This is a genomic window from Jannaschia seosinensis, assembly GCF_001408515.1.
In the GTDB taxonomy this organism is placed as follows: Bacteria; Pseudomonadota; Alphaproteobacteria; order Rhodobacterales; family Rhodobacteraceae; genus Jannaschia; species Jannaschia seosinensis.
The window spans coordinates 104,977-115,044 of the sequence record NZ_CYPR01000228.1 but is presented as its reverse complement, the minus strand read 5'-3'; the positions used below and the strand labels follow the sequence as shown (position 1 = coordinate 115,044).

General features: G+C 69.5%; 9 protein-coding genes and 1 pseudogene. 7 read left to right on the top strand and 3 right to left on the bottom strand.

Going from position 1 to position 10,068, the window contains the following annotated elements:
- Together JSE7799_RS17460 and JSE7799_RS17455 are read left to right on the top strand one after the other, a co-directional pair.
- Nucleotides 1-611: pseudogene (locus tag JSE7799_RS17460) on the top strand (DDE-type integrase/transposase/recombinase); the annotation flags it as partial.
- Nucleotides 612-819: 208 nt separating this feature from the next.
- The gene (locus tag JSE7799_RS17455) at nucleotides 820-1,527 is read left to right on the top strand and encodes a sulfotransferase-like domain-containing protein (RefSeq protein ID WP_055664741.1); all 708 of its coding nucleotides are present in this window, start codon (nucleotides 820-822) and stop codon (nucleotides 1,525-1,527) included.
- On the opposite strand, the gene JSE7799_RS17450 is transcribed toward JSE7799_RS17455, so the two are convergent.
- Nucleotides 1,473-2,546 (bottom strand): glycosyltransferase family 4 protein, encoded by a 1,074-nt coding sequence (locus tag JSE7799_RS17450; protein ID WP_055664740.1) that lies wholly within the window; start codon nucleotides 2,544-2,546, stop codon nucleotides 1,473-1,475. The genes JSE7799_RS17455 and JSE7799_RS17450 overlap by 55 nt on opposite strands.
- A 364-nt stretch (nucleotides 2,547-2,910) precedes the next feature.
- Here JSE7799_RS17450 and JSE7799_RS17445 point away from each other — a divergent pair, with 364 nt between their 5' ends.
- The 5 genes from JSE7799_RS17445 to JSE7799_RS17425 all read left to right on the top strand — a co-directional run bounded on the left by JSE7799_RS17445 (nucleotide 2,911) and on the right by JSE7799_RS17425 (nucleotide 7,989).
- Entirely contained in the window at nucleotides 2,911-4,071 is a 1,161-nt protein-coding gene (locus tag JSE7799_RS17445) for an MFS transporter (RefSeq protein WP_055664739.1), read from the top strand.
- Between the two features lie 121 nt (nucleotides 4,072-4,192).
- Nucleotides 4,193-4,954: a Rho termination factor N-terminal domain-containing protein gene (locus JSE7799_RS20705; RefSeq protein WP_083480664.1), complete on the top strand. Its 762-nt coding sequence runs from the start codon at nucleotides 4,193-4,195 to the stop codon at nucleotides 4,952-4,954.
- Nucleotides 4,951-5,205, top strand: coding sequence for a hypothetical protein (locus tag JSE7799_RS17435; RefSeq protein WP_055664738.1), 255 nt, complete (start codon nucleotides 4,951-4,953; stop codon nucleotides 5,203-5,205). The genes JSE7799_RS20705 and JSE7799_RS17435 overlap by 4 nt, the downstream gene beginning before the upstream one ends.
- 67 nt (nucleotides 5,206-5,272) lie before the next feature.
- Nucleotides 5,273-6,295 (top strand): aspartate-semialdehyde dehydrogenase, encoded by a 1,023-nt coding sequence (locus JSE7799_RS17430; RefSeq protein ID WP_055664737.1) that lies wholly within the window; start codon nucleotides 5,273-5,275, stop codon nucleotides 6,293-6,295.
- A 59-nt stretch (nucleotides 6,296-6,354) separates the two neighbouring features.
- On the top strand, nucleotides 6,355-7,989 hold the full coding sequence (locus tag JSE7799_RS17425; RefSeq protein ID WP_055664736.1) for a DUF4139 domain-containing protein: 1,635 nt from the start codon (nucleotides 6,355-6,357) through the stop codon (nucleotides 7,987-7,989).
- 4 nt (nucleotides 7,990-7,993) lie between these two features.
- Here the strand turns inward: JSE7799_RS17425 and JSE7799_RS17420 are convergent, their stop codons facing one another.
- Both JSE7799_RS17420 and JSE7799_RS17415 read right to left on the bottom strand, forming a co-directional pair.
- Complete coding sequence (locus JSE7799_RS17420; RefSeq protein ID WP_055664735.1) at nucleotides 7,994-9,238, bottom strand: cytochrome P450; 1,245 nt, start codon at nucleotides 9,236-9,238, stop codon at nucleotides 7,994-7,996.
- A 60-nt stretch (nucleotides 9,239-9,298) separates the two neighbouring features.
- Entirely contained in the window at nucleotides 9,299-9,949 is a 651-nt protein-coding gene (locus JSE7799_RS17415) for a carbonic anhydrase (protein WP_055664734.1), read from the bottom strand.
- Nucleotides 9,950-10,068: the final 119 nt, after the last annotated feature.

Genomic DNA, 10,068 nt, shown 5'->3' with positions numbered 1-10,068 from the left:
CCAAGGCGGCCAAGCCGAAGCACAGCGCCTTCAAGGCCTACGAGCCGGGCTACCTCCACATCGACGTGAAATACCTGCCGCAAATGGCCGATGAGACCCGCCGCCGTTACCTCTTCGTGGCCATCGACCGGGCGACCCGATGGGTCTTCATCCGTGTCTTCCCGGCAAAGACCGCGGCCAACGCACGGCGCTTCCTGCGCGATCTGGAGCGCGCCTGCCCGTTCCGCATCCGCACCATTCTCACCGACAATGGCAAGGAGTTCACCGACCGCCTTTTCGGCCTGCGCAAGCGCGCCGCGACCGGCGAGCACGCGTTCGATACGCTGTGCGCCGCCCTCGACATCGACCACCGCCTGATCCCGCCGAAGTCGCCGCAGACCAACGGAATGGTCGAGCGCTTCAACGGCCGGAGCGAAGAGGTCCTGCAGAGCCACCATTTCCGAGCAGGCGAGGACCTGGAGACCACGCTCCACCGATACGTCTGGCTCTACAACCAGCAGCTCCCGCAATCAGCGTTGGCCAGCAAGGCGCCCTTGCAGGCCATGAAGGACTGGCACAAAATCAAGCCAGAGCTGTTCAAGAAACAGCCATACTACCTTCCGGGATGTGACAGCTACTATCGAACTTCGGAAAAAGGTCCTTGCTTCCGACCGCCGCGCAAAATGGAGGGCACCAGAAGGACGACAAGGAACGTCCCGCGATGTCCGGCCAAGTGAACACGCGCCCCGCTGCCCGAAGTCTCGGAATCGCTCTTGACCGCGCATCCGGTGACGTCGGACGAAGATGCCCGAAGATCGCCCCGTCACCCATGGAGTTCCCATGCGCATCGTCGCCTGGTCCGGCCCCCGGAACCTGTCCACCGCCATGATGTACGCCTTCGGCAACCGGCCCGATTGCGACGTCATGGACGAGCCGTTCTACGCCGCCTACCTCGCTGCGACGGGGCTGGACCATCCGATGCGCGACGCTATCCTCGCGGCGCAGCCGACCGACCCGGCCGAGGTGGGGCGCCTGTGTTCGCGCGAGGGTTCGCGGCATGTCTACCAGAAGCACATGGCCCATCACATGGCGCCCGGCTTCCCGCTCGGCTGGGCCGAGGGTGCGGTCCACGTCCACCTGATCCGCCATCCCGCCCGCGTCATCGCCAGCTACGGCGCGAAGCGGGAGGCGGCGACGGAGGCCGATCTCGGCTTCGGCGCGCAGGCTGCGCTCTATGACAGGTTCGGCGGCGTGGTCCTCGACACGGCGGACCTGCGCGACGATCCGCCGGGGATGCTGGCGAAGCTATGTGCCGCGATCGGCCTGCCCTTCGATCCCGCGATGCTGTCTTGGCCGGCGGGCGGGCACGCCTCCGACGGCGTCTGGGCGTCGCACTGGTATGGCTCGGTGCACCGCTCGACGGGGTTCGCGGGCCCCGAGGGGCCGCTGCCGCAGGGGGCGCGTCCCGACCTGCTGCGCGCAACGCTGCCGTTCTACGAGGCGCTGAAGTCCCGCGCCCTCGAACCCTCGGCCCAGAGCGCCTCATAGACCTCGGCGATGCCGGCCGCCTCGCGCTCGATCGAATGATCCGACACAGCCCGCTGCCGCGCGGTGCGCGACATCGCCGCCAGCCGGTCCTCGTCCGACAGGAGCATGTCGACCGCCGCCGCCGCCTGCGCGACGAGATCGCGCTCCTCCACCACGATACCGGCCGCGCCGTCGGCAGCGAAGGTCCGGAAGTCACCGGTCGGCGAGCCGACGAACGGCACGCCCGAGGCCATCCCCTCCAGCGGCGTGACGCCGTAGGGCTCGTAGCGGGGCAGCGGCACCGTCAGGCTGCAGGCCCGGATCAGCGCGGGCATCGCGTCGGGGGCGACCTCGCCGGGAAACAGAAGCCGGTCCGCCAGCCCCGCCGCCGCGACCTTGTCCTTCAGGCCCTGCAGGAACGCCGCATCCTGCGGCCGGGCCCGCCCGAGGACAAGCGCCGTCGTGTCGGGATGGTTCGGCAGCACGCGCAGCATCGTCTCGACGAAACGGTCGGTTCCCTTGGACGTCCGCACCCGGCCCACCGCGGCGACGCCCCGCCGCCCCGGAAACCCCGTCGCCGCCCAGGCGGCCGGGCGGTCCTGCGGCGGGTGCCAGACGCTGCAATCGACCCCGTGCGGCACCACCGCGCGGACGTTCGGCTTGCCCTCGGCGGCGGCTGGGATCGTGGCGATCAGCGCATCCATCCGCCCCATCAGCCAGCGGGGAAAGAGCGAATGCCGATGCGTTCCGGCGGTGGTGAAGACGATGCGGATCGGCAGGCGCAGCAGATCGCGCGCGATCAGGGCGGCGCGCATCTCGACGTTGCGCCGGACGTGCCAGATGGCGAAGGGGCGTCCCGTGGGGGGCACCCGCGTCATCCGGCGCGCCTGTGCGATCGTCACCGGCGCGGGACAACCCGGCAGCGCATGGCCCGCCAGCGCCAGATCGTATTGCCGCGCCTGAACCGGGATCAACCGCGCGGCGGTGGAGGAGACGCCGGTGTAGCGCGGGTTGAGATTGGTAACGACAACCTCGGTCATGCCGCGCGGCCGGTCCGTGGCGTCGCTGGGTCGCAGCGGGACGGCATGTCGCCCCCACGGCAATTGCGGCATCCGCGCGCGGCGCGGGTCAATAAGTTGCAGGGGACGGACAGCGGGGGCCTCGCGGGACAACGTTCACATGCCGCACTACCGCAACGCCGGCCACGCGGGCAAGCGTGCCGGAATGCCGTCCCCGACGAGCCGGGCCCCGCGCGCGCGGCGAATGTCACCGGCATCGCGGATGATCCTCCGGCGCGGCCTTTCCCGCCTTCGGCGCTTGCCATCGGATGGTGCGGCATGCGACGCCACGGCAGGATAGAGACGGACGACGATACATGATCATCACCTGCCCGGCGCCGCAGCAATGAATGCGGGCCTTCTGTTCCTCGGCCTGGCCTACGTGCTCAGCCAGTTCTACCGCGCCTTCCTCGCCGTTCTGGCCCCCGATCTGACGGCGGATATCGGCGTCACGGCGGCACAGCTCGGCCGTGCGTCGGGCATCTGGTTTCTGGTCTTCGCGGCGATGCAGATCCCCGTGGGCTGGGCGCTCGACCGGATCGGGCCGCGGCGGACGGCTTCGGTCCTGCTGGCGGTCGCGGGCGGAGGCGGCGCGGCGCTGTTCTCGTTGGCGACGGCGCGCTGGCAGATCGACGTGGCGATGGGCCTGATCGGCGCGGGCTGCGCTCCGGTCCTGATGGCGAGCTACTACATCTTCGCGCGCATCTACCGCCCGGCGGTCTTCGCGACGCTGGCGGCGGCGCTGGTCGGGATCGGCTCGACCGGCAACATCGCGGCGTCGGTGCCGCTCGGCTGGGCCGCCGACCTGATCGGCTGGCGCGGCGCGATGCAGGCGCTGGCCGGCATGACGCTGGCGGTTGCGGCGGGCTGCTGGTTCACGGTGCGCGACCCGGAGGCGGTTGCGGGGGGCGCGCGCGGCTCGTTGCTCGACGTGCTGCGCATCCCGGCGATCTGGCTGATCGGCCCGATGCTCCTGGTGAACTACGCGCCGTCGGCGGGGCTGCGCGGCCTCTGGGCGGGGCCTTACGTCGCCGAGTTCTACGGCACGGCCCTCGTCGGGACGGTGACGCTGATCATGGGGATGGCGATGGTCGCGGGCAATTTCGCCTATGGGCCGCTCGACCGGCTGCTGGGCACGCGCAAATGGGTGGTTCTTGGCGGCAACATGATGGGGGCGGCGGCCTGCGCGATGCTCTGGCTCAACCCGGTGCCGGGGCTGTGGACGGCGGCGGCGCTTCTGGCGGCGATCGGCGCGTTCGGCGCGAGCTATGCTGTGGTCGTCGCGCATGGCCGGGCGTTCATTCCGCCGCATCTGGTGGGACGGGGGGTCACGCTGCTCAACCTGTTCTCCATCGGGGGCGTCGGGCTGATGCAGCTGGCCAGCGCCCGGATCTTCGAGACGGCGGGCGGCGGCGAGGCGGGATTCCGCGCGCTGTTCGGCTTCTGCGCGCTGGCGCTGACTTTGGGATGCGCGACATACCTGTTCTCGCGCGACCGGACGGACTGACGACACGGAATCGTTCCGCGCCCGTGACTTGCGCCGATTACCCATGGGTAATTGGCCGGCACGAAGCCGATCAGCGAACCGAATCCCGTGTCCGACGGTTTCTCCCCGAAGGAGGCCCGCCATGACCGACGCGAAGAAGACCGATCCCGAATTGTGGGAAAAGGTGAAGAAGGAAATCACGGAATCCGACAAGGGCGGCGATCCCGGCCAATGGTCCGCCCGCAAGGCCCAGATGTCCGTGCAGGAATACAAGAAGCGCGGCGGCGGCTATGCCGACGAGGGCCCCGACCAGAAGGACACCGACCTCCACGAATGGACCGAGGAGGATTGGGGCACCAAATCGGGCGGCGAATCCGGCGAGACCGGAGAGCGGTATCTGCCGAAGAAGGTGCGGATGCTGCTGACCGAGGACGAATACGCCCGCTCGACCCAGAAGAAGAAGGGCGCCGAGGAGCAGTTCGTCGATCAGCCGGACGACGTGCGCGACAAGGTCGCCCATATCAAGCATAACGGCCCCACCAAGGAGATGCTGGTCGAACGCGCCAAGGATCTCGACATCGAGGGCCATTCCTCGATGACGAAGGACGAGCTTCTGAAGGCGATCGAGGACGCCACCGACGAGAACGGGCGCGGCCACGGATCGCGCACCTCGCTGGAACAGATGAGCAAGAGCGCGCTGCAGGACCGGGCCGCCGATGCGGATATCGACGGCCGCTCGTCGATGTCGAAGGACGAGCTTGTGGATGCCTTGGTCGAGGCGGGCGGCAACCTGTCGGACAAGACCAAGGACGAGCTGATGGACATGGCCCGCGACAAGGACATCGAGGGCCGCAGCGGCATGACGAAGGACGAGTTGGTCAAGGCCCTAAAGGATGCGTCATGAGCACGAAGCTGGAGGATCTCGACGTTGCCGCGCTCAAGGATCTCGCCCGTGTTCAAGCGGTCGAGGGCGGCAACGACATGACCCGCGACGAATTGCTGGATGCGCTGGACGAGCCGGTCGATGACGTACTGGCCCGGTGGCTCGGCAAGACGCGGCAGGAGGTCTATGCCGCCGCGGGCGAGGCCGGCATCGAGGGCCGTCAGGACATGCAGAAACGCGACCTTCTCGAGGCGCTGGCGAAGAAGGGCTGACGGGCCGCCTTTCCCTCGAGGCGCGCGTGGTCTAGGGACCGCGCGTCATCTGAGAGGGACACATCCGATGGGCTACAAGGTCGTTGTCTGCGGCGCCACGGGAAACGTGGGTCGCGAAATGCTCAACATTCTGGCGGAGCGCAGCTTCCCGGCGGACGAGGTCGCCGTGCTCGCCTCGCGCCGTTCGCTGGGAACCGAAGTCAGCTACGGCGACAAGACGCTCAAGACGAAGGACCTTGAGACCTTCGACTTCACGGGCTGGGACATCGCCTTCTTCGCCATCGGCTCGGATGCGACGAAGCAATACGCTCCGAAGGCCGCCAAGGCCGGCTGCATCGTGATCGACAACTCGTCGCTCTACCGCTACGACCGCGACGTGCCGCTCGTGGTGCCCGAGGTGAACCCCGAGGCGGTCGACGGCTATTCCAAGAAAAACATTATCGCCAATCCGAACTGCTCCACCGCGCAGATGGTGGTGGCGCTCAAGCCCCTGCACGACCGGGCGCGGATCAAGCGCGTGGTGGTCTCGACCTACCAATCCGTCTCGGGCACCGGCAAGGAGGCCATCGACGAACTCTGGGACCAGACCAAGGGCATGTACGTTCCGGGCCAGGAGCGGGAGCCGTCGGTCTATACCAAGCAGATCGCCTTCAACGTCATTCCCCATATCGACTCGTTCATGGAGGACGGATCGACCCGCGAGGAATGGAAGATGGTCGCCGAGACCAAGAAGATCGTGGACCCGAAGATCAAGGTCACGGCCACCTGCGTGCGGGTGCCGGTCTTCGTCGGCCATTCCGAGGCGATCAACATCGAGTTCGAGGATCACCTCGACGAGGAAGAGGCCCGCGATATCCTGCGCGAGGCGCCCGGCATCCTCGTCGTCGACAAGCGCGAGGATGGCGGCTACGTCACGCCGGTCGAATGCGTGGGCGATTTCGCCACCTTCGTCAGCCGCATCCGGCAGGATTCCACGATCGACAACGGCCTCAACATCTGGGTCGTGTCCGACAACCTGCGCAAGGGCGCCGCGCTGAACGCGGTGCAGATCGCCGAGACGCTGGACCAGCGGGTTCTCAAGAAGGGTTGAGGGCGCGGCCCGCACGGGCGACACTGGCCTCCTGACCATTGCCTTCAGGGGGCCGCATCATGCGCCGCGCATTCGCCGTCACGATCCTCGTCCTCGCCGCCGCGCCGGTCGCGGCGGCGGATTTCCCCCTCGCCGCCCCGGCGGAGCGGGCCACGATCTTCCTTCAGGGGGCCGAGATCGAGCGGATCGGCGCAATTGATCTGCCGGCCGGCGATCACCGCCTGCTGATCCCGGTCATGCCGAACGCACAGGGCACGCCGCGGATCGATGTGGCGGGCGCGACGCTCGGCGCGGTCGAGACGCTGCCCGAGGGCATCACCGACGGCCGCCGCCTCTTCACCCCCGAGCAGGAAGCGGCACGCGTCGTCTGGCGGACGGCGCAGGACGATCTGGCCGCGGCCGAGGATGCGCGCGACCGCGCCGCCGCCGGGGTCGAGGCCGCAACGGCCAGCCTCGCCTTCCTGCGCTCGGTCGAGGGGGGCGCGCTGGCCGGGCTGGATGCCGAGAGCGTCGCCGCCACCGCCGATGCCGTCGCGGACGGCGTGGCCGAGGCGCAGATCGCCCGGACACAGGCGCGCGACGCCCTGCGCCTCGCCGAGGACCGCGTGGAGGAGGCGCGCTTCGACCTGCGCCAGGCGCGCCGCGATCTGGACGCGACCGGCGCGGATTTCGGGCCGGTGACGCTGCGCGCGCTGTCGGTGCAGGTGGCGCAGGCGGGGCCCGTCGCCGTGACGATGCGGGAATTCGCGCCCATGGCCGGCTGGTCGATGACCTACGACGCGAATCTGACGGCGGAGGGGGTGGTCGCCCTCACCCGCAAGGCGCGCCTTCACCAGTCGAGCGGCCTGCCGCTGTCGGAGGTGGACCTGACGCTGAGCACGGCCGCCCCTTTCGCGCGCGCGGAGCCGAGCGACGTGCCACCCAACCGCGCCCAGATCGTGGCGCCGCAGGAGGGCGTCGACCTCTCCGGCACCGCTCCGGAGCTTGCGCGGGACATGGCGCCGATGAGCCGGGCCGCCGAGATGTCGCTCGCCACGCCCGACCCCGTCGTCGCGAGCGCGAATACCGACGGTCCCGTCGTCACCTATTCCTATCCCGCGCCCGTCACCCTGCCGGTGGACGGGGCGGAGGTGATCGTGTCGCTCGACCGGATCGACCTGCCCGCCCGGGTCTACAATCGGGCCGCGCCGCGCTACGACGCCACCGCGTTCCTCGTGGCCCAGACGCGCAACGACACGGACGAGCCGCTCTTGCCCGGGCCTGTCACGATCTACCGCGAGGGCGTGCAGGTCGCGGAGACGCACCTGCCGCTCCTGCCTGCGGGCGACGAGGCCGATATCGGCTTCGGCCCGCAGGAGCATCTGCGCCTCGAATACGTGCTGAAGGAGAACCGCACCGGCGACCGGGGTCTGATCTTCACCTCCGGCACCCGGCGGCAGGACATCGTGTTCCGCGTGCGCAACCTGTCGGACGCGCCCGAGACGGTCGAGACGCTCTACGCCCTGCCCTTCTCCGAGGAGGAGGATCTCGAGATCGCCCTCGACCTCGACCCGCAGCCCGATGCGCGCGGCGTGGAGGACGTGCGCGGCCTTGCGATGTGGGAACTGGAGGTACCGGCGGGCGGCGAGCGGGAGGTCGAGATCGGCGTGACGCTGGAATGGCCCGAGGGGCAGGAACTGGTCTGGCAGCCCTGACCGGCTAGCGCGCGGCGAGGCCCGTCAGCCGTAGCCCGTCTCCCGGCAGGCCCGGGGGCGTGCGCACCGACGGCCGCGCCTCCGGGTCCGACAGCCGCCAGCGGAGCCGCGTGCCCAGCCATTCCGCCGCCACCTCCATCTGCCGGATGCTGACCCATTCGCCTGCGCAGCGATGCGTCCCGAAATAGTCGCCGCCGCCCTGCGGGATCATGTCGAACGGCCCCGGTTCGCGACCGGCATGGCGGTCGGGGCGGAACGTGTCGGGCGCGTCCCACACCTGCGGATCGCGATTGGTGCCATAGAGCGACAGGATGGCGCGCGCGCCGGGCTCCAGCTTCGCCCCCTGCCATTCCATCCCCTCGCCCACGACGGCCGCGAGGATCGGGAAGAATGGATAAAGCCGCCGCACCTCGCGCACGAACATCGTGCGGGCGCCGGAATCGGTCATGTCGCCCGCCACGCCGGCATGCGTCCCGAGGGCGTGGGCCAGATGCGTGATCCAGACGGCGTTGGCCACGTTCGGGCGCAGGAAGGACAGGAAATCCGCCGCCGCCACGTCAAGCGCGAGGGGTGTGCCGTCGGCATGGGTCCAGCGCGCCGCCCGCGCGACCGGCGCATCCTTCGGCAGCGTCGTCCGGCCGTCCCGGATCTCCGCCATCAGGCCCTCGATCCAGGCCTGCGCCTGCCGGCGCGCCCGCAATCCGCGCAGTGCCTCGACCGGCGAGGCCGCGCCGGCATGGAGGAACATCGCCGCGAGCATCCGGCCCTTCGCGCCGGCCTCGTCCTGCGGAAGCGGCACGCCGGCCCAGCCGCAGACCGCGATCGTCACGACGCGGGTCATCGCAGCGAAGAGCTCGATCTCGCCCGCCGCGATCCAGCCCGGCCGCGCGGATTCGAGCCCGCTGCGCAGCCGGTTGCCCAGATCGGCCACCATGCCCCGCTCGACCATCTCCATCATCTGGCGCTTGCGGTGCAGATGCTCCGCCCCGTCCGTGCCTTGGATCACGCCGTCGGGACCGAACAGGACGCTGCGGATGACCCCCGGCACGGCACCGCCGCGCGTCATACGGGGATCGTAGAACAACTCCGCCGCCGCCCGCCCGGTCATGCCGTAGGCCTGCCGCCCGGCAAGGCGCATGCCGAACACGTCCGACCCCAGTTGGCGCGCGGAATCGGGGATGTATTCGTATGGCGAACGCAGGAGCGGAACCGTGGAATCCGGCCAATTGTCGCGCGGTAGGTCGGTCATCGGCGGCTCCGTCGTACAGGGGTCCCGCGGCAACCCGCCCGGCGGGGCGGATGTTCCGGCTTACAGGGCGACGAACCGGTCGGCGGAGGCGTCGTAGATCTCCAGCCCGCCCTGCGTGATGTCGTTCCATAGACCGTGAAGCGCGAGATCGCCCGCCTCCACGGCGGCGGCGACGAAGGGAAAGGTCATCAGGTTGTCGAGGGAGGTCAGGACGGCCTCCTTCTCCAGCGCCTCGCGCCGTTCGTCCGCATCCTCGATGCCGCGCACCTTTTCCCAGCCCGGGCGCAGCAGGTCCATCCAGCGACCCACGAAGCTGTCGGGCGATTCGAGTTCGGGCGCATGGCCCGAGCACATCGCCTCGCAGCCCTGCACCCCGCCGCACAGCGAATGTCCGAGTATCATGATCTGCGACACGCGCAGCGCCGTCACCGCATATTCGATCGCCGCCGACGTGCCGTGGCGGGCGCCGTCGGATTCGTAGGGCGGGACGAGGTTGGCGATGTTGCGATGGATGAAGAACTCGCCCTGTTCGGCCCCGAAGATGGAGGTGACGTGCACCCGGCTGTCGCAGCAGGAGATCACCATCGTGCGCGGCCGCTGCCCCTCGGTGGCGAGGCGGCGGTACCACGAGGCGTTCTCGGCGAAGGTCGTGGCTCTCCAGCCGTGGTAGCGCTGCACGAGGGATCCGGGCAGGGGCTTGGCGTTTCGCATGGGGCCTCGGAATCTGACGGTCCGGCGCCTTCCTAGGACAGGGCTTGGCGCAATTCGAGGGGTTTCTTCGCCTGCACGCCCACCGAAGGTCAAGGTTTGGCCGCGATCTGGGGACAGAT

Excerpts from the sequence above, each read along its gene's own strand:
- JSE7799_RS17450 (WP_055664740.1), bottom strand. The coding sequence starts at position 2,546 with ATGACCGAGGTTGTCGTTACCAATCTCAACCCGCGCTACACCGGCGTC.
- JSE7799_RS17415 (WP_055664734.1), bottom strand. The coding sequence starts at position 9,949 with ATGCGAAACGCCAAGCCCCTGCCCGGATCCCTCGTGCAGCGCTACCAC.
- JSE7799_RS17430 (WP_055664737.1), top strand. The coding sequence starts at position 5,273 with ATGGGCTACAAGGTCGTTGTCTGCGGCGCCACGGGAAACGTGGGTCGC.
- JSE7799_RS17420 (WP_055664735.1), bottom strand. The coding sequence starts at position 9,238 with ATGACCGACCTACCGCGCGACAATTGGCCGGATTCCACGGTTCCGCTC.
- JSE7799_RS17435 (WP_055664738.1), top strand. The coding sequence starts at position 4,951 with ATGAGCACGAAGCTGGAGGATCTCGACGTTGCCGCGCTCAAGGATCTC.
- JSE7799_RS20705 (WP_083480664.1), top strand. The coding sequence starts at position 4,193 with ATGACCGACGCGAAGAAGACCGATCCCGAATTGTGGGAAAAGGTGAAG.
- JSE7799_RS17455 (WP_055664741.1), top strand. The coding sequence starts at position 820 with ATGCGCATCGTCGCCTGGTCCGGCCCCCGGAACCTGTCCACCGCCATG.
- JSE7799_RS17425 (WP_055664736.1), top strand. The coding sequence starts at position 6,355 with ATGCGCCGCGCATTCGCCGTCACGATCCTCGTCCTCGCCGCCGCGCCG.
- JSE7799_RS17445 (WP_055664739.1), top strand. The coding sequence starts at position 2,911 with ATGAATGCGGGCCTTCTGTTCCTCGGCCTGGCCTACGTGCTCAGCCAG.